We start from the raw sequence: 26813 nt of genomic DNA, 5'->3' as shown, positions 1-26813 counted from the left end.
GAGGAAGGTTTTTTTATGAAACGCAGTTCCCCCCTGCTTCTGACAGGAATTTTAAGCCTTGTCACGGCATGCTCCAGCCAATTGCCCTTGCCTGTCGGCCAGGTTTCTAAACTTCAGACTTTTTCCCAGCAGAAATCGGTTTTGGTAAAAACTGAAACAGGTCAATTGCGTAAATACCGCCTCAATCAACAGAAAGATCAAGCTCAGAAACAGACGCGTGCCGCCAATCTTTCAAAAAATTCAAGCCTGCGCTCATTCAGTACCTCTCCAGCAGTCCCTGATCCCGAGCAACGAACCGCTCCGGTTAATCCTCCTGCGATTCTGCCGGTTCCTGTACTTGCCGATATTCAAAGCCCTTTTCCTTCTTTGCCTGACGCCCCTCCTCTGTTTGATTCTCCCGCTCAGACGGCTCCTTCTGCACCCGGTCAGGAACCCAGTGCAGGGTCTCCCCAAACCCCAGGCTCAGGCGTGGGAAATGGCAATTTTCGCTATGATGATTTGATGTGGCATTTGCGTAAAACCCAAGCCCCCAAGGCCTGGCAGATTACGCGTGGAAATCCTGAGCAAATTGTTGCGGTCATTGACACTGGGCTTGATTATTTTCACCCGGCATTTCGTGGCCGTGCCTTGATGGGGTTTGATTTTGCCAGCAATGACCCCGATCCCATGGACGAAGCTGCGCATGGCACGCATGTTGCGGGAATTGTGGCCGGAAACGATGCCAATATTCAGGGCATTGCCCCGGGTGTCAAACTCTTGGCGATTAAAGTTTTTTCTGCACAAGGCTTTGCGCAGGGAGATTTTACCTTGGCCCGTGCGATTCGCTATGCCGTTGAAAACGGCGCTTCTGTGATCAATTTAAGCTTGGGTTCGCCAACACTTTATGATTGTGGTGCCTATTCTGATTATATCCGTTCGATTAACAGTGCCATTGATGAAGCCTATTCTCAGGGGGTCAGCATTGTCACCGCAGCAGGCAACGAGGGTCTGGATTTTATCAATGGCCGCTGCAGCGTTCAGCAGAATGTCAATCAAATTCCTGTGATTGCAACCAATGAGTTGGATCAACTGGCTCCTTTTTCAAACTCAGCCAATAACAGCCATCCCAAAGCCGTGTCTGCACCTGGGGTAAATATTTTCTCGTCGATTCCCATGCGCTTGGTTTGCAATGAGCAACGTTGTGAGATGCCCTATGACTATATGGACGGTACCTCCATGGCCAGTCCAGTCGTGGCGGGTGCTTTGGCCCTGATTCGTTCGGCCATGTATGAAGATTATGTTCGTACGATTCTGCGTCGCAACAGCCGTGTGGCTCAAGGCGCACCGGCTCAAAAAGTTTTGAGTTTCAGAGAATTTTTTCATGAGCAGTCTGCAATTGCCCAGGCCCAGCTTTCATTGGCGATCAAACCAGCTCAATTGGCTGAACGTCTTCTTTTCAGTCATACCAATCAGCCTTCGCGTAAAATTCCACAGGGTTTGATTTATGAAGGGTCGCGTGACCCGGTTTTTGGCTTCGGACGGGTAGACATTGGATCTTCTGTTGAAGCGGCTTCACGTGTCTTTACCCTTGCAGGGCTCTGATCCCGTTTTAGACCGTCTCGAAAAACATTCAAGACGCTTGCGCAGGCAAGTCAGTGACTTAAAACGTCTGGGTGTTTTCTGGAGCTGGCTCAGGTTGGGCGTTTTTTTGCTCGTCATGGGCCTCAGTCTTTTGCTCTTTCTCAGCAAATTGAATTTTTTTGCCGGGTCGTTTCTCTCTTTGGGGTTGGTTGGTTTTGGTGGGATTGTGCGTATTCATCAGAAATATCAAAAAGGTCTGTATCGCCGTTCTGCGCTCTTGCGCTTCTTGTCTGAACAACGAATGCGTAGAAAGCGTGCTTGGGAGACGCTTCCCCTCCGACCGCTGCCCACGTGTCGGCCTGAGCATCCCTATGTCACTGACCTGGATATTTTAGGCAAAGCTTCGCTGCATCATTTGGCGGATACGAGCATCTCGCAGGAAGGCTGTCAAAAACTTGCCGATTGGTTTTTGGTTGAACCTCCAGGTTCTGAGGTCATCCACCAACGCCAAAATCTTGTGAAAGCCTTAAAAGAGCGAACACTGTTCAGGCATGGCCTTTTTGTCAAAGCCCAGGAAACAGCCTGGGAATTTAGACACCAACCCAGAGAACAGGCCCATTGGAAAGCCTCTGAACTCTTGGAACTTCTGAAAAAATTTCCTCCCAAAAAATCTCCCCAAACCGTCTTTTTTCTGCTGATTGTTTTGGCGGCTGTGCATGGGTTGGTTCACGGCTTGGCTTGGGCCTTCGGGCTTGCGGATATTTATTGGCAAATTCCTTTGGGCATCTATGCGCTGGTATTTTGGCTGCAAAGGGGCTTGACCACACATTTATTTCAAGATGCTTTTCTTTTGGATTTTGAGGTGCGTAAACTCTCTGGTATTTTGAGCTGGCTTGAGAACTGGGCTGAAAGTGAGTCTTCTGAAATGCGCAGATTATTGGCTGTTTTCAGGCAATATTCTCCCCAGCATATTTTTAAGGCTTTACGACGGGTCGTGCCTTTTGCCAGTTTACAGACCAATCCCATAGCCTGGATTCTGATGAATCTTTTCTTCCCCTTTGATTATTTTGCGGCCTGGCAGTTAGAAAAAATCAAGCCTGAACTTCAAGCGGCCTTGCCGCTTTGGCTTGAAGCTTTGTCAGAGCTTGAAGCCTTGAGTTCCTTGGCAAATTTGGCTTGGCTGCATCCTGAGTATCATTTTCCTGTTCTCCAGCAGGAGGGGGCTTGCTTAAACGCGCAAGCTGCGGGGCATCCTTTGCTCTCCCCTGCCGAGCGGATCAAAAATTCCTTTGTACTCGATCATTTGGGCACAGTCTGCATGGTCACGGGATCCAATATGGCTGGAAAAAGTACCTTTATCAAGAGCATGGGCTTGAATCTGGTCTTGGCCCAGGCAGGGGGACCTGTGGATGCTGATGCTTTTGCCTGGCGACTGATGCGTGTTTTTGCGTGTATTCGTGTCAGTGATTCTGTAACAGATGGGTTTTCTTATTTCTATGCTGAGGTACGCCGTTTGCGTCAATTATTGGATCAACTGAGCCAGACGGAGGGGGCTCCCCTCTTTTGGCTGATTGATGAAATCTTTCGTGGAACCAATAATCGAGAGCGTTATTTGGGGAGCAAGGCTTATCTTGAAAACCTTTTGGGAAAACGGGGAGCAGGCTTGATTACGACCCATGATCTAGAGTTGACGCATATTGCCGCTGAAGAGCTGATCAACTATCATTTTCGTGAGCATATTGAAGCAGGAAAGATGGTCTTTGACTACCGCCTGCAAAGCGGCCCCTGTCCAACCACCAATGCCTTAAAAATTATGGCGCTTGAAGGTTTACCGGTTCCTGAATCGATTCTTGACACCCATTAACTCAATTTGAGGCCATTCAACTGGTAAAATAGTGTTTAGACTGAAAAAGTCATTATCCTTGAAATGAGAAATTATCCATGACCACAGCAATTGAAACCCTGCAGGTGCAGGACTATAAAGTAAAAGACATGTCTCTTGCGGAATGGGGACGTAAAGAAATTCGCCTGGCTGAAGCCGAAATGCCTGGTTTGATGGCCTTGCGTAAAGAGTATGGGCAAATCAAACCTTTGAAAGGTGCACGCATCGCTGGTTGTTTGCATATGACCATTCAAACAGCTGTTTTAATTGAAACCCTGGTGGAACTGGGAGCGGATGTTCGCTGGTCTTCCTGTAATATTTTTTCAACCCAGGATCATGCTGCCGCAGCGATTGCAGCGGCTGGAGTTCCGGTTTTTGCCTGGAAGGGCATGAACGAAGAAGAATTTGATTGGTGTATTGAACAAACGCTGTTCTTTGACAATCAGAAGAAAGAAAATCCCCTGAATATGATTTTGGATGATGGAGGCGATTTAACCAATATGGTTTTGGATCGCTATCCAGAGCTGGTCGCAGGTATTCATGGTATCTCCGAAGAAACCACCACGGGTGTTCACCGTCTGTATGAGCGCGTTCAGAAAGGTACCTTGCCTGTTCCTGCCATCAATGTCAATGATTCAGTCACCAAGTCAAAATTTGATAATAAATATGGCTGTAAAGAATCTGCCGTCGACGCTATTCGCCGTGCGACAGATATTATGATTGCCGGTAAAGTGGCTGTGGTTGCGGGCTATGGCGATGTAGGCAAAGGCACAGCAGCTTCGCTTCGCGGCGCAGGTGCCCGCGTCATCGTCACTGAGATTGATCCCATCTGTGCTTTGCAGGCTTCAATGGATGGATATGCCGTTAAAAAAATGGATGATGCCGTCAAAGAAGCGGATATTATTGTTACGGCGACAGGAAACCGCGATATCATCACCGATCGTCATTTCCATGCCATGAAAGACAAGGCGATTGTCTGCAATATAGGCCATTTTGATATTGAGATTGATATGGCTTGGTTAAACAAAAACTATGGCCATAGCAAAGATCAGATCAAACCCCAAGTGGATATGTATACCCTGGATGGAAAAGACATTCTGATTCTCGCGGAAGGGCGTCTTGTCAATCTGGGCTGTGCGACAGGCCATCCTTCTTTTGTGATGTCGAATTCCTTTACCAATCAGGTTTTGGCTCAGATGGAGCTTTGGCAGCATCCTGAAAATTATGAAAAGCAAGTCTATATGTTGCCCAAGCATCTTGATGAAAAGGTTGCCCGTTTGCATTTGGCCAAACTGGGGGTTGAACTCGATGTTTTGTCTCAGGATCAGGCCAGTTATCTGGGTCTGGATGTAGCGGGTCCCTATAAACCCGAGTTTTACCGTTACTAAACTGAAACTTCAGTATCCCGGCTGAAAAGCCGGGATATTTTTTTGATTTCAATCAAATGGTGGCTGTAAAAATGCCCTGTCTTGAACTCTGAAGGATCGATTGTATTCTGACTCTCAGCAGCGATAATATATTTTGTCTCGGAGCGAGGAGTGGTTTGAAGATATTCTCTAAAGGCCTGAGTTTCTGATTCACTGGTGGCCGACCATAAAATAATCTGAGCGGAGAGTTCATGAGCTGTTTTGAGTTCATGCATTGAGTTGGCCTGAACGATGGGGTATAAGCCCCAAAGCATGATTTTCTGGTAATAAAGTAGCGTTCGGCGTTGACCCAAAAGGCTTGGGGAAAGTGTCAGTGCATGAAAACCCGCGGCTTTGGCTAAAAGAATCTGATACTCATCAATTAAAGGGCATTGAAGCCAGATAAAAGTCTGGGGATACTTTTTTTCGAGGGTCTGGAGCGTTGCCAAATCGAAAAGTTCGAAATGTGTATGTAAACACAGGCCGCCCCGAGTTTCTTGTGGCTGATCCTTGAAAAGATCTTGGCCTTGTAATGACTCTGCCAAATTGATTTCAATCAGCTCACTTGGAAGGGGAATCAGGGCTGGTAAACGCAGATTGCAGACTGCCAATTTTTCATGGGCAAGTTGCTCCAAGGCGTAGAAAGACAGTTTTTCACGAAAATGTTGCAACTGTTTTTTTAAGCATTCAATCTGCGTTTTTTCAGCAAGATACTCAAACTTTTCATGATTCATGAAAAGTGCTTTTGGCTCCCTACTTTTTGGCAACAGAAATATTGTATCAACTGTTTGAGCTGAATAACTCAAACAAAAATCTTAAATCCGTAACCCTGATAGATTTAATTAAATCAGATAAAAGCGAAAAAATATACTCTTTGCTGCTTTATTACAATTTAGACATTGAAGAGGAAATGCAGGACATCTCCATCCTGAACAATATATTCTTTTCCTTCTGTTCTGATCCAGCCACGGTTACGGGCTTCTGCGTAGCTGCCTGCTTCCACGAGTTGAGGGCAGGGAATGACTTCAGCACGAATAAAGCCGTGTTCAAAATCGGTATGAATTTTTCCGGCTGCCTGTGGGGCTTTGCTGCCAGCTTCGACTGTCCAAGCCCTTACTTCTTTTTCACCAGAGGTAATAAAAGTAATCAGTCCCAAGATTTGATAGCCCATGCGAATCAAACGGTTGAGGCCGGGCTCACTGACACCCAATTCATCCAGATAGGCTTTCGCTTCTTCAGCATCCAAATCGGCCAATTCACATTCAATTTGTGCGCTGATTTTGACGACTTCAGCCCCTTCAGAGGCAGCCAGTTCTTTGACCTGTTTGACATATTCGTTGTCTTCATTCAAGTATTCTTCAGATACATTGGCGACATAAATAATTGGCTTACTGGTTAGCAGACCAAAATCACTGGGGATTTCCATTTCGTATTCCCCAGAGCGGGCAGGTTTTCCCTGTTCCAATCGGTGATAGATTTCTTCGGCAAGGGCCAATTGTGCCAGTTGATCTTTGTCTTTGCTGCCTTTTGTATTTTTTTTAATTCTTTCAATTCTGCGTTCCAGGGTACTCATATCCGAAAGAATCAATTCGAGATTGATGGTTTCAATATCTTCCAGGGGATTAACCCTGCCCGAAACGTGAATGATATTGTCATCTTCAAAACAACGCACCACATGTGCGATCGCATCTACTTCACGGATATGGGAAAGAAATTGGTTGCCCAGACCTTCTCCTTTGCTTGCCCCTTTGACCAAGCCGGCAATATCGACAAATTCTACGGTGGTAGGAATAATCGGGGGGATTCGGTCGCCTTTGGTAAAGACGTCAGAAAGTTTTTTCAAGCGATCATCGGGAACCGCTACAACACCTATGTTTTTATCAATGGTTGCAAACGGGAAATTTGCGGCAACCGCGCCTGCACGGGTAATTGCATTAAAGAGGGTGGATTTACCGACATTGGGTAAACCCACAATTCCAATTCCTAAACTCATGAACTCGTCCTATCTGAGATTAAAATCTAAATCTTTTTATATTCAACTGTAGAGGATTTCTTCTGAGGGGTCTTTTGAGTGAGCCTGAAGAAAAAGCGGCAGTTTGGGTATGGCTTCAATTATACAGAAACTCTGATTCAGTCGACGAGGAGATCTTCTCTGTGAACGCAGGAAAACTGTTTTGTAATTATTAAAAAAAGATTAAATATTTTGAGCTTCAGACAAGAACTCTTCAGGCTTGAGCGACAAGCTTTACAACTGGAAATCTATTTTAAGGTGGTCACCAATGCTGATACCCTCGAATAACTTTGTCAAACTGGCGATTGGTGCTGGACATGCTGTTCGTGTTGACCTCGCGAACCAATTATTTTATCCGATTGCAGTCGACATTAATAACCCCTCTCAACCTTTGGCTGGAGGCTCAGTCGGCAATCGCAGTGGCCGTGCCGTGACGCTGGGGTCAGCAGGTGTGGGGGGCAATACTGCCGCCTATGGTGCAGACTTTTCTTCTTTGACCGGCGATCCCTTGAGCGTCGTCAAAATCAATACCGCCAATGGCCCCTTGTTTACCTTGGCAAAATACGATGGTACCGGCATTATCACGATTGAAGATCCTACCTTGGGAGCCAATCCCTATGCTTCGATTCCCCGCTATGTGGTCAAGGCGGATGGCACGATCTTTGATTGCCTAGAGGCCCGTGGGCAAGATACTGAAACAGCCCCCAATACCTATAGCAATCTTCGCCACTGGGAGTTTGCTGCGGATGGTGCGGGGACCTATACCGTTGCCGGAGGTTATGTTCCTGGCGGTATTTTTGGCACGCCTTCGAGTATTACTGAGAATCACTATACCCGTGCTGTGGGCAAGGTTTCTTTCCGTGCGAAAAGCGGTGCTGCTTCTGCCGTGATTCAAGAGCAGATTCAACGTACCCAGTCAGGGATCGATACCATGAGCCGTATGCTCAGAGCCTTTCACGATGAGGCCAAAGGGCCTTTCTCAAATATCGTGATTAAATAAGTTTTTCGTCACCCCATTTTTCTAAAACAAAAGAGCCTGGTTTACAGGCTCTTTTGTCATTTTAGAATCAGCTTAGCGGTAGTTATTAAATACCAGGGGAATTTCAATATCTTCCTGTTCACGCAAAAACTGCATAACGGCTTGCAAATCATCTTTGCTTTTTGAAAATACCCGAACAGATTCACCTTGGATCGTGGGCTTTGCGTTTTTGAACCGATCGCGAATCAGTTTTGAAACCTTTTTGGCGGTTTCAGTATCCATGGCTTTAATCAGTGTCACCACTTGTTTTACTTTGCCACCCAAGGAGGATTCTGTTTCTTCAAATTTTAAAATTTTCGGATTTAATTTGCGGGCAATGACTCGCTTGACGAGCATTTCTCGCAATGAGTTCAGCTTCATTTCGTCTTCTGAGCGCAGGGTGATAATGTCTTCACTGAGTTCAATTTCAGCCAGCGCGTCTTTTAAATCATAACGGGTCTGAACTTCTTTTTTGGCTTGATCCACTGCATTTCTCAGTTCTTGAAATTCAAACTCACTGACGATATCAAAAGAAGATTCTTTTGCCATTTTTTGAGGTCCTTCAGTCTATAAAGTTTCTGTTGAAAGTAAAAATAAGACACAAGTAGCAGAAATCAAGGGTGAAACTAAGCCTTTCCTGATCCCATGCGTCTTGGCTTGTATAACCCATCCATAGTACCATTAGAAAAGCATCTCAGTCGAAAATCCAGTTAGAATCAAGCAGCTCATGTAGGAAAGGTGGTGGTGATCGTTGTCTGAAGATAAGGACTCGAAAACAGAGGACGCGACACCGAAACGCCGAAGTGAAGCCCGTCAGAAAGGGCAAATCCTCAAAAGTAAAGAAGTCAATACTGCTGCCTTGATCCTGGTGGCTGCTTATGCTTTGAATTGGTCCGGGCCACATATTTATAAAACCATTTTTAAATATTTGCAGGCCACCTTTTATGAAGTGCCCTATATCATGCACCGTTTCTTTCAGGAAGATATCCTGGCCTATGGCATGAAATCTGTACAGGTCATTTTTGTCATGGTAGGCCCCATCTTTGGTGCGGTTTTTGCGACGGCTTTGATTGTTGAGGTCGTTCAGGTCGGCATTTTGATAACGGGAAAACCTCTAAAGCCTCAGTTTGAACGTATTAATCCGATTAAGGGTTTTAAGCGTGTTTTTTCTTTGAAATCAGTCGTGGAATTGATTAAAAGTGCTGTAAAAACCTCAATTATTGGTTGGGTAGTCTATACCACCTTGCGCGATCATCTGCCCATGATTATTTATACGATTAAAAACCCGATTGCCAATGCTATGGAAATAGCTGGTACTTTGATCATTACGATTGCGAAAAAAGCTGCAGTCTGTATGATTATCGTGGCCTTTATTGATTATTTTTATCAGCGCTGGGAATTTGAAAAGTCGATGCGTATGTCCAAGCAGGAGGTCAAAGACGAATACAAACAATCTGAAGGTGACCCCCTGATCAAAGGCAAACAGAAACAGAAAATGCGCCAAATGAGTATGGGACAGGTTCGTCAGGCAGTCCCTGATGCTTCCGCTGTGGTTTCAAACCCTACTCACTATGCGATCGGGATTCGCTATGAAGATGGAATGGGCGCGCCCAAGGTGGTTGCCAAAGGCCGTGATGAATTGGCGATTTATATCAAAGAAGTAGCCAAAGAACATGATATTCCTATTTTCGAAGATCCGCCCCTGGCCCGTGGCTTGTATAACAGTTGCGAATTGGGGGATTTTATTCACCCTGATTTCTATATGGCGATCGCGAAAATTATTGCCTTTATCATGAAGCAAAAAGGGGGTGCGATTGCGCCGCCAGATGAGACCAAGCCTCAACCTCGTGCGATTCGTATGGGGCAGACCATGTCAGACGAAGACCGTTCCAAATTCAGCGAGGATCGGGAAAGCCCTGATAAGCCGCTGGAGTGAGTGCTTGGCTCAATACAAAAATTCCAAGCCCAGATTTTTTTGCGCTGAGTCTTGAAGATCCAGTTCAAACTCTTGCGGATAATTGACATTCCAAAGAAACAGGCCCTGTGGCGGGGCCGTCTGTCCTGTTTTGGCCCGTTCAGGAGCCTGCAGAAGTTGCGTGAGATGATCTTCTGGAAACCGACCTCTGACGATATCCAAAACTGTTCCCACCAACGTGCGCACCATATTGTAGAGAAAACTTTGGGCTTCAATTTCAAGGTAGATCAGTCCAGAGTCTAAGGCTGTGACCTTCGCTTCCAAGATCTCAATTTCAAATTGGGTGCGATAGGAGCCCGATTTGCAAAAGGCACTGAAATCATAATTTCCTTTCAAACTCTTCCAGAGAGGGATGAGCCGTTGAAGATCAACGGGATAGGGATAATGCCAGCAATAGCGAAAGCTGAAGGGATCAGGTTTGCTTTGTGGTTTGATAAAATAGCGATAGCGGCGTGTCAAGGCGGAAAAACGGGCGTGGAAGTTTTCAGGAAGCGCAAAGGCCTGTAAAACAAGCAAATCATCAGGTAAATGGGGGCGAAGTGCAGGTGCAAGGCGTGAAACAGGGAAATTCGTATCAGTTTCCAAATGGATAAACTGGGCGCGCGCATGTACCCCTGCATCTGTCCTGCCTGCGCAAAGGGTTGGGCAAGGATGCCCCAATACGATTTGCAGTGCTTTTTCAAGTTCAGATTGCACTGTTCTCTGTGCCGGTTGAATCTGGTACCCCTGAAATTTGCGGCCATCATAGGCGAGATGCAGTCCTATTTTTTGATTCATGGGGAACTGCTGCCAAGGGGTTCTAAATTTACGACATCGCCTTCGACGATCACGGCTGTGGGCACCAAGAGCCCCAAGGTAACCGCACTGGCGATCAGGGTCCAAACGGTGTGCTCGTGTTTGATTTTGAGCTGTACGATGCCCTGTTGAGGGCCTGCTGCCTGTTTCAGTAATTGATCCAGAAGTTGGTCAGCGGGGATACCTTCACGCGTGCCCAGGGACAGATCTGGGAAACCAAAAATATGATAGACCCAAACTTCTTTTTGAAAATGAAAAAGGGGCTGGCTGGTTTTGTAGCCTCTGAGGGTGCGGGTCAGAGAAACAGGGGGGGTATCCTCGTGTATTTGAATATGCAGGGCCATACAGGCTGATAAGAAAAAACCTGTGATTATCAGTACTATCATTAGATACTTGTGTTTGTTCATGGCGACGACCACCTGATAATATCACCTTCGACAATCAACCAACTGCGGGTATAGACACCAAGCGTTAATACGCCGACCACGGCATCTAAGGCACGATAGCTCCGTTGGATCCGTAAATTGATCACGCCGCCACTGCCTTCGGTTTCTTCTTTGAGCAGGGTGTCTAAAAATTTTTGTTCAGACTCGTTAAAGCCAAATACGTATTCGATTTGCAGTTCACGGTAAAAATGACGCAAGACGGTGTAATTTTGGTTTTTGAGAATCTGTTCATGGTTTAAAAGCACACTGTCATTTATAAAACTTTGGACACTCATACGATAGCAGCCAGAAATAAGTCCTGTGATCATTATCAACAGAACCTGTTTCCACTGGCTGCTTCTAAATTTCAGAAAGTCCTCAAGACAGAAGAATATCGCCGCTGTTTGTGCGTGCCATGAGCGAACCTGCTCCCGCACCCAATTGACCTTTCAGGCTTTGGGCACTTGATTCACTGTCCTTGAGTTCTATCCGCCACTCGACATCTCCACTGCGGCTGGCAAGGTCAATTTTGCAGTCGCTTTCTGGTCGAAGGATCAAATCAATGTCTCCACTGTTTGAATTGAGACTGCAAGCTGCGGTTGGGGCAATGGTAATATCGCCCTGCAAATCACCGCTGGCTGAATTCAATGTGGTCTCGGCTTGGAGATGACCAACCAGTTCAATATCGCCACTGGTGGTTTGAAGATCAATTTTTCCATGCCCTTCAAGCAATTGCAGGCTGATATCACTGCTTTGACTTTCTGCTTTCAAGGAATGTGAAACGGCAGTCTCGAGACGTAAATACCCACTTTGACTTGTGAGCGCCGCCTGATAAACAGAGCCTTTGAGCAGAATATCTCCAGAGCGGCTACTGGCCTTGAAGGATTCACTGACCTGATCGGCGCGAATGGTACCACTGAGCGTGTCTAATTCGATTTGTTTTAAAGCCACTTGATCGAGCTTCAAATCGCCGCTTTGTGTTTTGAGCTGACATTCTCCTTGGGCATGACTTAATTTTTCAACCACAATATCCTGATTTAAGGTTGAGAGTTCAAGATGCAAGGACGCTGGAATCTGTAAAGCAACATGCACTTTCAACTGTTCAGGTCGGATCGGATCTGTTTCTGAAAGACTCAGGATCATTTCCTGATTCTCAAAGTTGGCTTTTAGCTTGATGGCCTGAATTTGGTCCTGGCTTAGGTTTTGATTGCGCTCTGGTTTCTTGATCAGTTTTGCGACAATCTGATCAGAGCTGGAACCCCCGCTGATGGAGATATTTCCCAATAAATTGTGAAATTTCAGTTTCTGGCAGTTGGGATCCAGTGTCAGGGTTTGTTCTTCTTTTTGTTCCTCAAGACTGTCTTCGTGACTGTGCGTTTGCGAGGGCTGGCGCCAGGATTCGAATTTTTTTTCAATTGTGGGTCCCAATTGACTTGTTACCGAACCAATCAGATTGGAAACAGAGCCCATAATTTGATCGATGCCTGGCCCCATTTGTTTGAGAATATTTTCTCCTGGCCTTTCTTCATTTTCAGAAGCAGGAGGCGTTTGCTTTTGGGGACTCGATTTTACCTGCATGGCATCGAGCAGCGTTTCAGCCTCATCAATTGAGATTCTGTTTTCCTGAAGCATTTTCAGGATAAGTTTGCGTTCCTCAGACATGGTAAACACCTTTCAGCAGAGGGTACAGGTCTCTTGCTTTGTTCAGTTCTTAAATAAAGGAGCCCGTTCATCCCTGTATTTTAACCCGCCTTGGAGTGTGGGGGAAAGTTTGGGGGAAAATTCGTGCTTAAAAAAAGAGGAGCCAGAACAGGCTCCTCGCTGGAAAAGTAAATACAGCTCTTATTCTTGGGTTTGAATTGCGATGGGATCAAAGAAATCTTGGGTGGGAATCACGGTATTGACAAATTTTAAGGCTTTGGGGCTTAAATCTTCTTTGGTTCGTTGAGCAAGGGCCTTGATTGCTTGGTTAATGTCTTCAATGCCCATGCCCTGAATATCCTCAGGATTGGGGGTAATGCCCAAGCGTTCGGTGGCTGCTTCCAGCCGTTTTTGAGCGACTTTAAGTTCTCTTTCTTCGGGGTCGAGATTAAAACTGACCTGAACGGCTGCTCTCAGGCCATTGGCTTTATCGCTGGCCAAGGCGATATTTGAAATCATATTGGCATCACGCTGACCTTGGCCGCTGAAATTTCCAGATCCTTGGCCGCCCGTATTGGAGCTGTCAGAGGCTTGGGCCTGTTTGATAGCGGCTTGGCCTCCACCCACACCAGCGGTGGCATTGCCTTCGAAATTACCTTCTAAACTGTCTTGAATCCGATCGTTGGAATTGCTGCGGTCATTGAGGGAGGTATTGGTGGAATTGTTTTGGGTTCTGCGTTCGGCATTTTTCATAGACATTTGGCGCCAGGCATCAAGGGCATTTTGCCGGGACGGTTCCTTACGGGCATCAATTTCGTCCACACGCTGAGTCATAAGCGGATCTCCTTAAGTAAATAGCTTGCTCTGGATATCTTATACCCATCCTGTTGAAACTTATAACAGAAATCAACAGACTTAATTCTATTGTAGGTTCAAGAGCTGTAAATCTGAATCAGATCTCGCTGCTTTTCTGGCTGAGTAGAAAAAGTGTCAAGCCCAGGCGGTACAAGACAAAGGGTTTCAGGCTGTTTTGTTCAAGAAAACGCAGCAAAAGCTTCAAACAAAAATATCCACTCAAGCTGGCACTTGCCAAAGCTGTGGCCAAGAGCCCCAGTTCTTTGGCGTTGGGGGGATTTTTGACAAAATCCTTGAGTTTGAAAAGTCCGGCGGCAGTAATAATCGGAAACCCAATTAAAAAGGACTCTCGCGCAGCCAGGGCGCGTTCCAGGCCACAGGCCAACCCTGTTGCCAGCGTTACACCTGAGCGTGAAATGCCAGGAAAGAGTGCCAAAGCCTGACTGCTTCCTGTTAAGAATCGGCTCAGGCGGGTCGGCTGCTTTAAAGGCTGGGCTTGCTTTTGGGCATCTGCCCAGGCCATAAACAGGGCCCCGATCAGAATGCCCCAGGACAGGGTTTGGGTTGAACGTAAATATTTTTCAATCCGTTTTTCAAGCAAAAGTCCTGCCAAACCTGCGGGCAGACTGCTCAAGAATAAATCAAAGACCTCATTTTGGGGCAAGGGTTTTTGCAAGCTTTCCAGAATACGTTTGAAATCTTGACGCAGGTAGAGGCCTGTGGCCAAGAGGGTGCCCAGATGTAAGGAAGTATCAAAACTGAGGCCTGGTCGTTGCCAGCCCCAGAGGCGGGGCAGGCTGATCAGATGGGCGGTGCTGCTAACAGGTAAAAACTCAGTGATGCCTTGAATCAACCCAAGCGTCGCCGCTTGATAAAAACGCATTCGCGGCCTAAAGCCAATCCATGGGATCGGTATACTGGCCCTGCCAACGCACGGCGAAGTGGAGATGGTTGCTGGCACTCGCGCCGGTATTTCCGGTGATCATCAGGGCTTGTCCCATACTGACGGCTTTGCCTTTGGGAACCAGCAGTTTTTCGCCATGACAATACACCGTCTGCAATTGGGGAGCATGTTGCATGCGAATCATATTGCCGCATTCTTTATCATAGGCGCTTTGAATCACTTGACCTGAGCTGGCTGCAGAAGCCGCGATGCCTGGCAGTGTTTCAATATCGACGCCCTCGTGGAGTCGCCAGGTGGCGCGAATGGGGTGTAAACGGTAGCCAAAATGAGAGGAAACATAGCCAACGGTGGGCCAGGAAAAACCATGCCGGGGCATGGGAACCACCACCATGCGATAGGTTTCGAGCCAATCCTGATCCAGGCCCTCATTGACCTGACGGATTAAATCGGGAGAGCTGCGAAATTTTAATGCCACGAGATCGAGGGAGTTGAGGTCTTCCAATTGCACTTTATAGACCACGGGCATTAAATCAGGAAAGGCTTTTCCCCATTTCATACGGTAATATCCCTGGTATTGAACGGCAGCCTCGTGATAACGGGCTTGTTTTTCAAGCAGTTTGGCCTTGAGCCAATGTTTTAGATCCGAATCGGGCAGATTTTTCCAAGCGCTTTCAGCCGCCTGAATTTGTCCAAGCTCCAATTGTGCAGCTGTCTTTTCGCTCTCAGAAGGAGCCCCTTTCAAACTGTTTTCGGCCCTCTGCATGCGTTTCAGCATGCCTTGGCGCATGTTTAAATAATCGGGAGCGGCACTTTGTTTCTCGAGAATGCTGCGGGCCTCTGCAATTTGTCCCCGATCTCTTAAATGCATCGCCAAAAGAACGGCAAACTCTGAGGATTCAGACAATTGAGCCTGACGAAACAAGCGCAGAGCAGCGTCGTATTTCTGTTCATCCCAGAGATTGAAGGCATCATTAATCAGAGTATGGCTGTGCTTGATTTGGGCAGGGCTGGCTTTGCCATGCTTGCTGTAAAGCAGTTTAGACAAGGCCAGACGCAGCGCTTCGTTGCGGGGTTCAAGATTGAGTAATTCAGTTTGAATCAGCTCTGTTTCCTGGGGGCTGAGGCCTGTGTTCAACTGGCTTTCAAGCATTTCTGCAAGTTTTTGGCGCAGAATGGGGTTGCGGGGTAAAAAATTAAAGGCCAGGCGCGTGTCTTCCAGTTGAGCCGCTGAGACGGGGCTGTTTTGGGCTGACCAGTTTTTGACGCTTTCAACCACACGGTTGGTAAAGGTTCTCTGGGCGCTGGGATCGCGCGAAAGTTTGAGAAATGTAGAGACATCTGCTTGCGCAGACAAACTGAGATTCCATTGCAAAGAGACCATAAGTGCCGGTAAAAACCATTTATATTTTAACTTCATCAGCTTCAACCATATCTTTCAGAAGGGTGCACAGACTGGGATCATAATAGCCAGTTTTGAGCAGGGATTCAACCGCCTGCTGTGAAGATTCAGACGTTTGCAGGGTTCTTTCATAGGCGTTGGCCAGCCCAATAATACGCGCATAGAGCGGAATTTGCGTGCCTGCCAGCCCATCTGGAAAACCACTGCCATCCCAATGCTCAGCAAAATGGCGAATGGCGGGTGCCAGAGCTTGTAAATGCTGAATAGACTCAATAATGCGACTGCCCAGCAGCACATGCTGCATATCATTCCAGTTTTCAGCAGATCGGTTTTGTTCTCTGGGCGCACTGACCAATTGACCCAGATTGTGTAAATAGGCAAGTTCTCTCAATTGCTGTTGTTCATGCAGGGGCAGATCCAATTTATGGGCCAGGCGTCCCGCCAATGAACTGACACGTTCAGAATGAAAGCGCCAGGGCGAAGCTCCGGATTCAAAGATATCCACCATTTGCTTCAAGACACGTACAATCCTGAATTCAAGCTCCTGAACCTGGTGGCGGTTCACGAGGGCAAACGAAAATTCTTCAGCAAAGGTTTTGAGCCAACGCAATTGACGGTTGGAAAGCTGTACGGGTTGATTCATCAATAAGATTAAGATCGCTTTGACTTCCCGTTCATGGGTAATCGGTCTGAAAACAATCGATTGAATCCCCGGCAGGTGTTGTTCGAGCAAGGTTTTGGCCGAACCCCAGGTTTCAGGATCTTGACTTTCAAAAACCTGTCGGGGTGAAGCACCCGGCAGGGGCCAGCGAAATGCCAATTGGTTCTGAAGCGCAGCAATGGCTCGGGGATTGGCCCCCAACATCACCCGTGTCAGATATTGGCCTGAAACACTGTCGGGGAAGGCGAGCAATACCCCTTCCGCTTGGGGCAGGGTTTGATGCACCTGGGGCAGAATTTGGGTGAGCGTTTCTTCGAGACTGCTTTGGCCGGTTTGAAAATGATTCAGGCCACGGATCGCTTCGAGCAGATGCTGGGTTTGCGAACGCTGTTCTTCCAGATATTCACAGGAGGTTTGTAGCAAAACCAAGCTGACCTCTCTGAAAAAGGCGTAGCAAATTTCAAAAATATGTTTCTTTTCAGACTCACCCATTGAGAGCTCAAGGGCCTGTTCAATAAAATGACGATAGGCCAGCAGGCAGAGCTCATTGAGTAACAAGACATGTTCTCTGTGTTGAAGTTTATTTCCCAGTCGGGTTTTCCAAACCTGAAGTGCTTGGGTGAGGGTTTCATCCCAGTTATGTTGATTGCCTTGAACATGCGGGGTTTGAACAAATAAGCGGAAAAGCTCAGGCAGTTGGGGAATCAGTTTGTGTTGAAAATATCCCAGGTAGACGGGTTTTAAATCGGCTTGAGCTTGGATAAAGAGGTTCAGTTCTTCAATCAGGTCTTTTTCGCCTTTGTTAAGGGCTTCTAACCAAAGCTGTCGGGTTTCAGGACGCAAATCAACCTGCACAGCTACCACTGCATCGGCGGGGCTGGGTGAAGCTCCCCGTGAATAGGTTTCAATGATCAGTTTGCCCTGCTCGACCATGGCTTGAGAAATCTGGTTGCGGCCTTGATTTTTGGCCTTATACAGGGCCGTGTCGGCGCGGACAATCAATTCAGAAACCTGAAGATCCATATCCTCATCGGTGCAGGTTACCCCCATACTCAAAGAGAGCGAAACGGTTTGGTTGTCTTTGCCTGTAAAGGCAAATTGGGCCACATTGCGACGAATTCTTTCAGCTACTTCACAGGCTGCTTTGAGCGGCGTTTCGGGCAAAAGAATCGCCAATTCTTCCCCGCCATAGCGAGCGACAATATCTGTTTCACGCACTGAATCCTGCAGAATCACGGCGATCTCTTTGAGAACCCGGTCTCCCAGCAGATGGCCATGGGTATCGTTGAATTTTTTAAAATAGTCAACATCTGAGATGATCAGTGAAAGCGGTTTTTTATAGCGTTTGGCGCGTGAAAGTTCTTCTTCCATTTTGTTTTTGAGATAGCGATGATTAAAGACCCCCATCAGGCCGTCTTTAATCGCCTGATCCTGAATTTTCATGCGCAGCTGAATATTCTTGAGGGTAATTTCAAGCGGTTTAATCAGCAGTTTCAACATGCGCTCATCGCCTGTATCGAAGGGCTCTAAATGTTCTCTGAATAAAACGAGCAGATAGGCCACTTCATCATCGACCAGAATGGGTTGGGCTATAAACGCTTTATAGGCTTTTTTCCAAAGCACATAGGGCAAATGTAAATGTCCCAGATGATTCAGAATGACCCCTTGTTTGCTGTGAACCATGTCCTGAAGCGGGCCTTCGTCCTCGAGGTGGAAGTTCTTTTCAGGTTCAGGAATCCGATCTGAAATTTCGTGCACAATACGTCGGTCTTCTCCCAGTTGTTCGACCTTGTAAATTGAACAGCGCTGATTGGGAATAAAACGCGAGATCTGTTGGTAATTGCTTTGTTTGAGTAAATTCTGGAAAAGGTCCTTGTGGGTAAGCTCTACATCTGCTTCATGCAGAATAAATTCACCCAATTCTTTGGTCATTTCATAGAGGGTACGCAGCTTATCGTTTTGCTCTTCCATGCGACGTCGTTGCTCAATAAATTTTAGCCCGCCTAAAATCAGGGCCATGAGGATGCCCAAAATGACAAGATTGTGGTCACGCTGATAAAAAGAGGCCACCATGACGGCAATCGGGAAAAAGAACAGGGTTTGGGTGATTTCGACTTTGTCTTCCTGGAAAATCAAAAGTGATTTAAAAAAGCCTCGCCAGGTCAGGCCGGGCCTGCTTTTAATCGCCACAAAACCATTGACGATCGGAATATTGACCAGCAAATAGGTCAGGGTGGCAGCTCCTGCCGAAACCAACATATGCAAGAGGGGCAAATCCAGCAGGATATTTTCGATCCGGGTATGCACGGTGATCAGAACCATGCCCGCCAGACCGTAAGTCAGAGCGTATTGCCCCATATTGAAAACGGCGATATCCCAACTGCGGCGCTGAACAAACAGAACAGTAAAAAGATTGCCCATGGAGGCCAGCAAAATCACGATCGGGGCATTAAATAAAAGCAGGGCGGTTAAAAGTACTGAAAAACTTGCGGAAATTTTGCTGCCATGTGGCAAGGTGACATAGGTTTGTTCTGCCATAATGCTGAGCACTGCGAAAACAACAAAATCCCAGCCATTGATCGACCAGAAATGGGGGGTTTGGTGATAGGTAAAGCCAAGAATAAACAGTCCCCAAAGCACAACCGACCAGAAATAAAAACGCTCTGCCCTGACGGGGGAAAAGCGCTGACTGGTTTGCCCTAGCTCGGTATCTTGGCCCATTTAACTTCGAGTTTCAATGCGTGATGTGGTATTATTCTAGCCTAATATTGCGAGTAGATACAAATGCCAAACTGGATTTATACCCACAACCTCAACCCTGTCATCTTTAAAATAGGCCCTTTGGAGCCCCGTTGGTACGCTATGATGTACCTCTTGGGCTTTGCTTTGACTTATTTGCTGATTTCCCGCAATCCCCGCTATTTGGAAATGGGTTTTAACCGTGACGATGCCATGGATTTTTTAACCTATGCCTTCTTTGGGGTCATTTTGGGCGGCCGTTTGGGCTATGTTCTGTTTTATAACCTTCCCATGTATCTCAAAAAACCGTGGGAAATTCTAATGGTCTGGCAGGGCGGCATGTCTTTTCATGGCGGCTTGATTGGCAGTATTCTTGCGATCGTGATATATGCCCGCATGAAAAAGATACCTTTGGCCAGAATGCTGGATATTGTGGCTGTGCCTGCTCCTTTGGGGCTGGGTTTGGGTCGGATAGGCAATTTTATCAATGGCGAATTATGGGGCAAACCCACGGGCGGCAATTGGGGCGTGATCTTCAATGCCACGGGCGGTGGAAATATTCCTCGCCACCCCACGCAATTGTATGAAGCCGGACTTGAAGGCTTTTTACTTTTTGCTGTGCTTTGGCTGGTTTTTCGTACTGCCAAAAATTTAAAAGATGGCAGTTTGGGCGGCATTTTTCTGCTGGGTTATGGTCTGGCCCGTTCTGTGATTGAATTTACTCGCATTCCAGATCCTCAACTGGGCTATCTTTACGGGGGCTGGTTGACGATGGGCATGCTGCTTTGTCTGCCCATGATTCTCGGCGGGCTTTTGATGCTGATTTTCTTCAATCTTCAAAAATCCAAACCTGAAACCGTGGCGCTTTCAAGCGATGGCGTGCCGACTGAGCCCCCTGCAGCTTCAGAATCTGCCTCTTAAATTTTGGCAATCAATGAGCCTGTGTTCTTGGCGTAAGGCCTAAGTTTTGCTAGAATGATGTATCGAACTTTTTCTGATTATTCTCCCCTCTCAAACAAGTGGCATGGAAGACTGTCTGAAAGTATCGTCAAATAAGTTGAATTTAGAGAGGAGGTGAGTGCGGGTATGATGGAAGTTGAAGTAGAAGACGGAAAAGTTGATGCGGCGATTAAGACCCTCAAAAAGAAACTGAATCGTGCCGGTGTTTTTCGTAAAATTAAAGAAAAACGCTACTACGAGCCTCCTAGCGCTAAAAAGCAAAGAAAACGCAAAGAAATTTTGCGTCGTGCCAAGAAAAAGCTGAAAAAACAGCTGAAACGTTATTAATTTGGCACTGCGGGAGAAGGGCTCCACACCCTTGCTGAATCTATGTCAGAGCAAAAGGAATCCCCTGAAATGAATGGAATGGCCAGCATTGAAAATGGCCATATCCACATCCAGGATCCACAACCTGGTGGGCAAGCTGCCACGATTATGGCTGATGATTCTGTTCTGGTTTTTGTCAATGAGGTTCCCATTCAGGAACCTGTGGAGGTCTTCTCCCGCACTTCTATTCGGGTGACGCTTCCTTTGCGCACCTTTCCCCGTTATCACCTCTCCCTGACCAAAGCTCCCGACCTGATGCGGGCCTGGCTCAAAATTGAGCAAGAGGCTCCTGGTCTGTTTTATCAACTGGAAGATACGCCCCCCAGCCCCTTTCTTCAGATTAAAATTCAAGAAAAATCTGCTCCTTTAAGTGCCTTTGAAGAAATTCGCAGTGAAATTTTAGATGAACTTCAGCATGAGGCCATTGTCTATGGGATCCAAGAAGATCAGCTTGACCAGTTGATCGCCCAGCCGGATCAGGAGCCTGTCTGTATCGCCAAGGGGCAAACGCCTGTTTTTATCGCGGATCGGATAGAGGAACGCTATGCTTTGCCTGAACCCGTTATGGGCCAAGCGGCTCTGATGAACGCTCCTTTTCAGATGCATTTTCCTGTCTTGCAAGCCTGTAAGGCTGGTGAGATTTTGGTGAGGCGAATACCAGGGCACCTTGAACGGGAGGGCATCAATATTTTCGGCCAAAAGTTGCCAAGGCCTGAGTTCTCTAGGCCTTTACAGGTGGTGGATGGCACCGTGCTTCTGCAGAAAGAAGGGTTGGAGGCACTTTCACGCTTGGAGGGGATTCCCTCATTTAATGGCCGTGATATCAAAGTGCGGCCCTGTCAGACCTATTCAGATCCGATCATGGGCACACGCGGTGCGATTGTCGATGTCAAAGGCAGTGTGCAGATTGCCGCTGATGTGCTGGATCTGGCGCAGGTCTGGGCTACCCAGCATATTGAAATTCAAGGCCAGGTCAGCCATGCCCAATTGGAAGCTGAAGAGTCGATTTTTGTGCATGGCAATACGGTCAAAGGCCACATTGCCTCAGGAGGCGATACGACGGCCAGCATGCGTTTGATTCCTTCGGTTGAAGCCTTGCTCAGTGAAATGCAGCAGGCGGATCGGCTTTTTCATGATTTAAAAAAGAGCGTTCCGCAGTTGGCCCAGCGACCGGATAAGCTGATTCTGATCAATCTGCTCAAAACCCAGTTTCCTCAATTGCGACAGGATGCCGAAAAACTGTGGGAACTGCTGAAAAGCATGAAAAAATTGCAACCCCGCAAAGTAATGGTCTTGAAGGTGGTTCTGGCCAATCTGCTCAATCTTGAGCAGAAGGAGGTCAATGCCGAAATTTTTTCTGATTGGGTGCTCAAGCTGGGCGAATACCTTCAGGATTTGACTGCGCTTGAAAATCTTTATAGCCATGTCTATTTGGGCTATGTGCAAGGTTCTCAGGTGATTTCGCAAGGCAATATTTATATTTTGGGCGAAGGCTGCTATAACTCAAAGCTACAAGCCCGTCAAAATATCGTGATCACGGGCTTGCCGGGCTATTGCCGTGAAGGCACCCTTGAAGCCGGAGAGAACCTGACCGTGCGTGAGTTGGGCAGCCCCAACGGCAGCCGGCTGCTGGTGCGTTTAAGCCCCCACAGCCGTGTTTACGCCCAACTGATCTATCCGGGGGTGGAGTTTGTTTTTGGCAACCAGGCCCAGCGTCATATTTTAGAGAAGCTGGAATGGGTTGAGCTTTTTCAAGAGAATGACCAGGTTCAGATCGTGCCTTTACAGCGGTCTTAGTCTTTCTTCAATCAAAAAATATATTTACAAAAAAGTAAAATCATGTTATTCTCATTTCTATTCGCTGGAGATTGAGGAAAAAAGATGGGCATTTTTCGCTGTTGCAATCAACCCTCGCGTGCCTTGAAAGGTCAACGCAGAGCCCTGCTTTTGGGGCTGATTCTAGGGCTGTGCTGGGCTCACCCTGTTCAGGCAGAATTAGAACCGATTTCTCCTGAGCTGGAAACTCTGCGTACCGAGCCTTGGAAACCTTGGACACTGGGAGTTGAATTTCAAAGTGGTTACCCATTAAATTTTAGTTTTGGTCTGGTAGGGATTCTGTTGGAAAATTGGCAGTGGGGCTTTGGACTTACTGTGGCTGAATTATTCGGCGCTCAGTTTTATTTCTCTCACCGTTATTATCTGCCTCCTTTTCTTCTTTCTGAGCGTTTTGCTTACTCACGTCTCTACTTTGAACTTCAGCATACACTTTTTGATTTTGGGAATCGCGGTATCTTGTTTTCGCAAGTGGGTCTTGACACTCGTTTGGGGGGGAATAGTATTCTCCTTTCTGCGGGGGTCGTTCAGGATAATTTTACCCATCCAGGTGAATGGACCTGGACCCCCAGAATACAAATGGGAATTGGTTTCCATCAACTTCAGCCGCTCTCGGAGCGTTATGAACAACTTGCCAGCGAAAAAACAAAGCTCTCACGAAATCTGCAATTGAGTGTAGTCCTTGATCCTTTTCAGGAATACGATCAACCTAATATTCCACAGAACTGGATGCTCGGATGGATGGAACCTCAATGGGGAGTCGGCGCTTTTTTGAGAACCAATTCCAACGTAACCTATGGGGCTGGTTTGGCTGGGCGATATTATTTATATCCCCGTCAGTTAGGCTTCAATCTGTATACGGAAACTTCTGGATACACTGGGGTGGCCCGTATTGGGGAGACTTCTTCTGCGCCCCCATTTTCACCCTATGTTTCTCTTCGTTCTGGATTGGGGTTAGAATGGCAGATTATGTCAGAATTCAGTCTGGATTTTGGATTGGGATTGGGTGTGAGTATCAGTCAGGAAAAACAGGGAAATGTTTCGTATCTTTCATGTTTTTCTGATCAACATCTTTGTTTATTTACCTGGCCCTCTCTTTCAATACATTTCAACTTACCGACCTCAAACCTTGCCGCGCCAGTGAAACCAGCCCCAAACCCCGATACTCAGCAACAAGCCCCCACCCAGTTTGAAAGCCAAAGCCCCCCAGTTTCCCTGTTCAAAATCGGCTTCGAGCAGGGCCACCAATACGATTAAGATCACGATCAAGGTGACCCAGGGAATTCGGTTCCGTCCCCCGAAACTCATACGATACTCCATTCTTTGCCCATCAGCACCATGCCGGGCATGAGCAGATGTTGAATTTGTGTTCCGGCCAGCCGCAGAATGTCTGCGGGGGCTTCAGCCAAGCGGGCATAGCCCTGTTTGAGATAAAAATCAAGCGCCCAGTCGGCCTGGGCATGGGCCAAAAGATAGAGGGCAGGCAGCCCCTGGCGTTTGAGTTGGTCTTCCAAAAGTGCAAGGGCCAGCCCTCCCCACCCCTGGCGCCTTGCCACCGGCAGAAAATGCAGGGAAGCCAGATAAGCCGGCCCTTTTTCAAGCCGGGCCCAGGCCAGAAAGCCCTGGGCTTGCCCCTTCACCTGAATCAACTCGGCGTTTAAGCCTGTGGCCGAGAAATCAAGCTCATTTTCAATTAAAATCGCGACGATTTTCAGATTTTCTTCAAAGGCCCCCGGCATCAGCTCTCGGTAGAGGGGCAAAACCGATTCAAAAACAGCTTGAGCAAAGGGCAAATCGGCTGTTGCCAAAGCTTTTAGCTCAAGCTCCATAGGCCAGTTCCAGCACCTGCTTGAATTCCTTGACGAAATGAATAGTCAGGCCTTTGCGGATATAGGCAGGCAGTTCCTCATAATCCCGGCGGTTGGCCTCGGGAAAGATCAATTCATAGACCTCGGCCCGTTTGGCGGCAATGGTTTTTTCACGCAGACCGCCGATCGGCAGAACCTTACCCGTCAGTGTCAATTCACCCGTCATGCCCAAGCGGCAGGGAATGGCTTGCCCGGTAGCCAGAGAATAAAGTGCCAGGGCCATGGTAATACCGGCTGAGGGGCCATCCTTGGGGGTGGCTCCTTCGGGCACATGCAAATGGATTTGATGCTGCTCAAAAAAGTTTTTATGGGCCTTGTCATGATCCAGCAGGGCACGTACACAGGTATAGGCAATCTGGGTGGATTCTTTCATCACATCGCCCAATTGGCCGGTCTGTTTAAATCCGCCCCCCTTGGCTTTTAAGGCGGCAGCTTCGATATGCAGGATGGCACCGCCCATTGCAGTCCAGGCCAAACCTATTGTCACGCCGGGAACACTTTCCGGATACACTTCTTCGGCCGTAAAGCGCGGCTTGCCAAGGTATTTCTCGACCTCGCGTGAGGAAATTTTAAACTGCGTTTCTTTTTTTTCGGCCATGCGCAGGGTGATCGCACTCATGATTTTCTTGAGCTGGTTTTCGAGATTGCGCACGCCCGCCTCACGGGCATAGCGGTCAATGATCCGGCGCAGGGCCCCTTCTGAGATCTGCACTTCTGCTTCGTCAATCCCATGTTCTTCGCGCTGGCGGGGAATCAGGTATTTTTTAGCGATTTGCAGTTTTTCTTCGAGTATATACCCCGAAAGCCGGATCACCTCCATGCGATCGAGCAGAGGGCCCGGAATGGTATCGAGTTGATTGGCCGTGGTGATAAACAAGACCTTGGAGAGGTCGAAACGCACGTCGAGGTAATGATCGAGATAATCGACATTCTGTTCAGGATCGAGTACTTCGAGCAAAGCGGAGGCCGGGTCGCCCCGAAAGCTGGCTCCCAGTTTGTCAATTTCATCGAGCATGATCACGGGATTGGCTGTGCCCGCCCGTTTCACGGCCTGGATGATTTTTCCGGGCAGAGCCCCGATATAGGTGCGGCGGTGACCTTTGATTTCGGCCTCGTCACGCATGCCGCCCAAAGAAAAACGGAAGAATTCACGGTTTAAAGCTTCGGCAATCGAACGCCCAATCGAGGTTTTGCCCACACCCGGAGGCCCCACCAGACAGAGAATCTGACCGGTCAGACTGCCCCGTTTGCGAATCGTGCTGATCAGTTCCAGAATGGTTTTTTTGACTTCATCAAGGCCATAGTGGCTGCTGTTGAGAATTCGTCGGGCTTTGCCAATATTGAGGTTGTCTTTGGAGTATTTTCCCCAGGGCAGACCGGTCAAGGTATCCAGGTAATTGCGCGTGACCTGGTACTCAGGGGAATGGGTTTCCATCATGCCGAGTTTGTCCAACTCTTCGTGAATGACCTTATCCGCTTCTTCAGAGAGCACCAGGTCTTTGAGACGGTTCTCAAATTTTTCAATTTCAGTGGTTTTGTCATCTTTTTCCATGCCCAGCTCTTTTTTGATCGCTTTGAGCTGTTCACGCAGGAAAAAGTCTTTTTGCTGTTTATTGACCTTTTCAGTGATTTGCTGTTGAATTTTTTCCTGAATTTTCATGACCTCCAGCTCTTCTTTGAGCAAAAGCAGGAGCTTTTCACTGCGTCGGGTCAGGTCAAAGGTGGCAAGCAAGTCCTGGAGTTTTTCGGGGTCGGAGCCCAGAATCGAAGAGACCACATCCATCAGGGTCACGACATTGTCATAGGTCATTTGCGAGAGCATCATTTTGACAGATTCCTGCATCACAGGGCTCAAACGCAGCAATTCTTTGACCGCTGAGGTAATGGCCAGGGCATAGGCTTTTTGTTCGTCATTGGGTTTGATTTCAGCATCGTAGTGATATTTCACTTCCCAGCGCTGGAAGGGCTCTTTCTGTTTGACCCGCACACAGGAAAAACGCTGGAGTCCCTGTGCCAGCACCTGCACAATGCCTTCGGCAGGCACATTGACCTTGTAGATTTTGAGGATCGTGCCCACTTCATAGAGTTCGGACTGAAAAAAACTTTCAGGGTTTTCATGTTTGACCAAAGCGACCCCAAACATGCGGTTTTGATTTTCCCAGGCATCTTTGAGCAGTTCGATATAGTGATCCCCGGAAAAAGTGAAAGGGGTTAAAACATTGGGAAAGATGGGACGGGGCTCAAAGGGCAGAATATTCAGGGTATCAGGTAGAATTTCTGAAACCAGGATCAAGTCTTTGGCGGGAGATTCCGGTGGACTTTCTTCATGGGTTAGGGTGGGTTCGTTGGCAAGGTTTGTGCTCATTTTCAGGGCATCCTACACATTTTTTCTGACTTTATTTTTTTCATTATAACGGATGATCCGGTCTCGACGCAGAGTACGTCAGTCTTTTGCCTGTGAAGTTCAAGGCCCTGTCTGAATCCGAGCTTAAAACCTGCTTCAGTGAAGGTTGGG

General features: G+C 47.5%; 23 protein-coding genes. 10 read left to right on the top strand and 13 right to left on the bottom strand.

Going from position 1 to position 26813, the window contains the following annotated elements:
- The first annotated feature begins 15 nt into the window (after positions 1 to 15).
- The 3 genes from COW20_02645 (at position 16) to COW20_02635 (ending at position 4830) form a co-directional block, all read left to right on the top strand.
- Positions 16 to 1581: a hypothetical protein gene (locus COW20_02645; GenBank protein ID PIW50417.1), complete on the top strand. Its 1566-nt coding sequence runs from the start codon at positions 16 to 18 to the stop codon at positions 1579 to 1581.
- Positions 1556 to 3424 (top strand): hypothetical protein, encoded by a 1869-nt coding sequence (locus COW20_02640; GenBank protein ID PIW50416.1) that lies wholly within the window; start codon positions 1556 to 1558, stop codon positions 3422 to 3424. The genes COW20_02645 and COW20_02640 overlap by 26 nt, the downstream gene beginning before the upstream one ends.
- Positions 3425 to 3501: 77 nt before the next feature.
- The gene (locus COW20_02635; protein PIW50415.1) at positions 3502 to 4830 is read left to right on the top strand and encodes an adenosylhomocysteinase; all 1329 of its coding nucleotides are present in this window, start codon (positions 3502 to 3504) and stop codon (positions 4828 to 4830) included.
- On the opposite strand, the gene COW20_02630 is transcribed toward COW20_02635, so the two are convergent.
- On the bottom strand, positions 4827 to 5582 hold the full coding sequence (locus COW20_02630; GenBank protein ID PIW50414.1) for a hypothetical protein: 756 nt from the start codon (positions 5580 to 5582) through the stop codon (positions 4827 to 4829). The genes COW20_02635 and COW20_02630 overlap by 4 nt on opposite strands.
- Before the next feature lie 158 nt (positions 5583 to 5740).
- Positions 5741 to 6841, bottom strand: a complete 1101-nt coding sequence (locus tag COW20_02625) for a redox-regulated ATPase YchF (protein ID PIW50413.1) — start codon at positions 6839 to 6841, stop codon at positions 5741 to 5743.
- Positions 6842 to 7127: 286 nt separating this feature from the next.
- On the opposite strand from COW20_02625, the gene COW20_02620 reads away from it, so the two are divergent.
- A complete protein-coding gene (locus tag COW20_02620) occupies positions 7128 to 7859 on the top strand; it encodes a hypothetical protein (protein ID PIW50412.1) in 732 nt (243 codons plus the stop codon).
- Positions 7860 to 7931: 72 nt separating this feature from the next.
- Here the strand turns inward: COW20_02620 and COW20_02615 are convergent, their stop codons facing one another.
- Entirely contained in the window at positions 7932 to 8426 is a 495-nt protein-coding gene (locus tag COW20_02615) for a YajQ family cyclic di-GMP-binding protein (GenBank protein PIW50411.1), read from the bottom strand.
- 202 nt (positions 8427 to 8628) lie between these two features.
- Here COW20_02615 and flhB point away from each other — a divergent pair, with 202 nt between their 5' ends.
- Positions 8629 to 9813: a flagellar biosynthesis protein FlhB gene (flhB, locus tag COW20_02610; GenBank protein PIW50410.1), complete on the top strand. Its 1185-nt coding sequence runs from the start codon at positions 8629 to 8631 to the stop codon at positions 9811 to 9813.
- Between the two features lie 9 nt (positions 9814 to 9822).
- Here flhB and COW20_02605 read toward each other — a convergent pair whose 3' ends face one another.
- From COW20_02605 to COW20_02590, 4 genes are read right to left on the bottom strand one after another with little or no spacing between them, the layout of a single operon-like run.
- Positions 9823 to 10629, bottom strand: a complete 807-nt coding sequence (locus tag COW20_02605; GenBank protein PIW50409.1) for a tRNA pseudouridine(38-40) synthase TruA — start codon at positions 10627 to 10629, stop codon at positions 9823 to 9825.
- Positions 10626 to 11054: a hypothetical protein gene (locus COW20_02600; GenBank protein PIW50408.1), complete on the bottom strand. Its 429-nt coding sequence runs from the start codon at positions 11052 to 11054 to the stop codon at positions 10626 to 10628. The genes COW20_02605 and COW20_02600 overlap by 4 nt, the downstream gene beginning before the upstream one ends.
- Entirely contained in the window at positions 11051 to 11401 is a 351-nt protein-coding gene (locus COW20_02595) for a hypothetical protein (GenBank protein ID PIW50407.1), read from the bottom strand. The genes COW20_02600 and COW20_02595 overlap by 4 nt, the downstream gene beginning before the upstream one ends.
- Positions 11402 to 11450: 49 nt before the next feature.
- Positions 11451 to 12734: a hypothetical protein gene (locus tag COW20_02590; protein PIW50406.1), complete on the bottom strand. Its 1284-nt coding sequence runs from the start codon at positions 12732 to 12734 to the stop codon at positions 11451 to 11453.
- Here COW20_02590 and COW20_02585 point away from each other — a divergent pair.
- A complete protein-coding gene (locus tag COW20_02585; GenBank protein ID PIW50405.1) occupies positions 12733 to 12930 on the top strand; it encodes a hypothetical protein in 198 nt (65 codons plus the stop codon). The two genes, COW20_02590 and COW20_02585, sit on opposite strands and share 2 nt — an antisense overlap.
- On the opposite strand, the gene COW20_02580 is transcribed toward COW20_02585, so the two are convergent.
- The 4 genes from COW20_02580 to COW20_02565 all read right to left on the bottom strand — a co-directional run bounded on the left by COW20_02580 (position 12915) and on the right by COW20_02565 (position 19253).
- Entirely contained in the window at positions 12915 to 13547 is a 633-nt protein-coding gene (locus tag COW20_02580) for a hypothetical protein (GenBank protein ID PIW50404.1), read from the bottom strand. The genes COW20_02585 and COW20_02580 overlap by 16 nt on opposite strands.
- Before the next feature lie 118 nt (positions 13548 to 13665).
- Positions 13666 to 14451, bottom strand: coding sequence for an undecaprenyl-diphosphatase (locus COW20_02575; GenBank protein ID PIW50403.1), 786 nt, complete (start codon positions 14449 to 14451; stop codon positions 13666 to 13668).
- Between the two features lie 7 nt (positions 14452 to 14458).
- Positions 14459 to 15889: a hypothetical protein gene (locus tag COW20_02570; GenBank protein PIW50402.1), complete on the bottom strand. Its 1431-nt coding sequence runs from the start codon at positions 15887 to 15889 to the stop codon at positions 14459 to 14461.
- The gene (locus COW20_02565) at positions 15873 to 19253 is read right to left on the bottom strand and encodes a hypothetical protein (protein PIW50401.1); all 3381 of its coding nucleotides are present in this window, start codon (positions 19251 to 19253) and stop codon (positions 15873 to 15875) included. The genes COW20_02570 and COW20_02565 overlap by 17 nt, the downstream gene beginning before the upstream one ends.
- A gap of 75 nt (positions 19254 to 19328) precedes the next feature.
- Between COW20_02565 and COW20_02560 the strand changes: the two genes are divergently transcribed.
- The 4 genes from COW20_02560 to COW20_02545 all read left to right on the top strand — a co-directional run bounded on the left by COW20_02560 (position 19329) and on the right by COW20_02545 (position 23687).
- A complete protein-coding gene (locus COW20_02560; protein ID PIW50507.1) occupies positions 19329 to 20192 on the top strand; it encodes a prolipoprotein diacylglyceryl transferase in 864 nt (287 codons plus the stop codon).
- Between the two features lie 168 nt (positions 20193 to 20360).
- Positions 20361 to 20558, top strand: a complete 198-nt coding sequence (rpsU, locus tag COW20_02555) for a 30S ribosomal protein S21 (GenBank protein PIW50506.1) — start codon at positions 20361 to 20363, stop codon at positions 20556 to 20558.
- Positions 20559 to 20600: 42 nt separating this feature from the next.
- Positions 20601 to 22394 (top strand): hypothetical protein, encoded by a 1794-nt coding sequence (locus COW20_02550; GenBank protein ID PIW50400.1) that lies wholly within the window; start codon positions 20601 to 20603, stop codon positions 22392 to 22394.
- A gap of 84 nt (positions 22395 to 22478) precedes the next feature.
- Positions 22479 to 23687 carry a hypothetical protein gene (locus tag COW20_02545; protein ID PIW50399.1) on the top strand — a complete coding sequence of 403 codons (1209 nt, stop codon included), beginning with the start codon at positions 22479 to 22481 and terminating at the stop codon, positions 23685 to 23687.
- 47 nt (positions 23688 to 23734) lie between these two features.
- Here COW20_02545 and COW20_02540 read toward each other — a convergent pair whose 3' ends face one another.
- Positions 23735 to 24259 carry a hypothetical protein gene (locus tag COW20_02540; protein ID PIW50398.1) on the bottom strand — a complete coding sequence of 175 codons (525 nt, stop codon included), beginning with the start codon at positions 24257 to 24259 and terminating at the stop codon, positions 23735 to 23737.
- On the bottom strand, positions 24249 to 26663 hold the full coding sequence (gene lon / locus COW20_02535) for an endopeptidase La (GenBank protein PIW50397.1): 2415 nt from the start codon (positions 26661 to 26663) through the stop codon (positions 24249 to 24251). The genes COW20_02540 and lon overlap by 11 nt, the downstream gene beginning before the upstream one ends.
- Positions 26664 to 26813: the final 150 nt, after the last annotated feature.

It is taken from the genome of bacterium (Candidatus Blackallbacteria) CG13_big_fil_rev_8_21_14_2_50_49_14 (assembly GCA_002783405.1).
In the GTDB taxonomy this organism is placed as follows: Bacteria; Cyanobacteriota; Sericytochromatia; order UBA7694; family UBA7694.
The sequence above is the reverse complement of the archived record's forward strand: the minus strand, read 5'-3'. Positions and strand labels throughout refer to the sequence as shown.

Coding starts and splice junctions, on each gene's coding strand:
- COW20_02565 (PIW50401.1), bottom strand. CDS start 19,253: ATGGGCCAAGATACCGAGCTAGGGCAAACCAGTCAGCGCTTTTCCCCC.
- COW20_02645 (PIW50417.1), top strand. CDS start 16: ATGAAACGCAGTTCCCCCCTGCTTCTGACAGGAATTTTAAGCCTTGTC.
- rpsU (PIW50506.1), top strand. CDS start 20,361: ATGGAAGTTGAAGTAGAAGACGGAAAAGTTGATGCGGCGATTAAGACC.
- COW20_02580 (PIW50404.1), bottom strand. CDS start 13,547: ATGACTCAGCGTGTGGACGAAATTGATGCCCGTAAGGAACCGTCCCGG.
- COW20_02585 (PIW50405.1), top strand. CDS start 12,733: ATGGTAAACACCTTTCAGCAGAGGGTACAGGTCTCTTGCTTTGTTCAG.
- COW20_02625 (PIW50413.1), bottom strand. CDS start 6,841: ATGAGTTTAGGAATTGGAATTGTGGGTTTACCCAATGTCGGTAAATCC.
- COW20_02615 (PIW50411.1), bottom strand. CDS start 8,426: ATGGCAAAAGAATCTTCTTTTGATATCGTCAGTGAGTTTGAATTTCAA.
- COW20_02620 (PIW50412.1), top strand. CDS start 7,128: ATGCTGATACCCTCGAATAACTTTGTCAAACTGGCGATTGGTGCTGGA.
- COW20_02550 (PIW50400.1), top strand. CDS start 20,601: ATGTCAGAGCAAAAGGAATCCCCTGAAATGAATGGAATGGCCAGCATT.
- COW20_02595 (PIW50407.1), bottom strand. CDS start 11,401: ATGATCACAGGACTTATTTCTGGCTGCTATCGTATGAGTGTCCAAAGT.
- COW20_02600 (PIW50408.1), bottom strand. CDS start 11,054: ATGAACAAACACAAGTATCTAATGATAGTACTGATAATCACAGGTTTT.
- COW20_02630 (PIW50414.1), bottom strand. CDS start 5,582: ATGAATCATGAAAAGTTTGAGTATCTTGCTGAAAAAACGCAGATTGAA.
- COW20_02545 (PIW50399.1), top strand. CDS start 22,479: ATGGGCATTTTTCGCTGTTGCAATCAACCCTCGCGTGCCTTGAAAGGT.
- COW20_02590 (PIW50406.1), bottom strand. CDS start 12,734: ATGTCTGAGGAACGCAAACTTATCCTGAAAATGCTTCAGGAAAACAGA.
- lon (PIW50397.1), bottom strand. CDS start 26,663: ATGAGCACAAACCTTGCCAACGAACCCACCCTAACCCATGAAGAAAGT.
- COW20_02540 (PIW50398.1), bottom strand. CDS start 24,259: ATGGAGCTTGAGCTAAAAGCTTTGGCAACAGCCGATTTGCCCTTTGCT.
- COW20_02605 (PIW50409.1), bottom strand. CDS start 10,629: ATGAATCAAAAAATAGGACTGCATCTCGCCTATGATGGCCGCAAATTT.
- COW20_02635 (PIW50415.1), top strand. CDS start 3,502: ATGACCACAGCAATTGAAACCCTGCAGGTGCAGGACTATAAAGTAAAA.
- COW20_02570 (PIW50402.1), bottom strand. CDS start 15,889: ATGAAGTTAAAATATAAATGGTTTTTACCGGCACTTATGGTCTCTTTG.
- COW20_02575 (PIW50403.1), bottom strand. CDS start 14,451: ATGCGTTTTTATCAAGCGGCGACGCTTGGGTTGATTCAAGGCATCACT.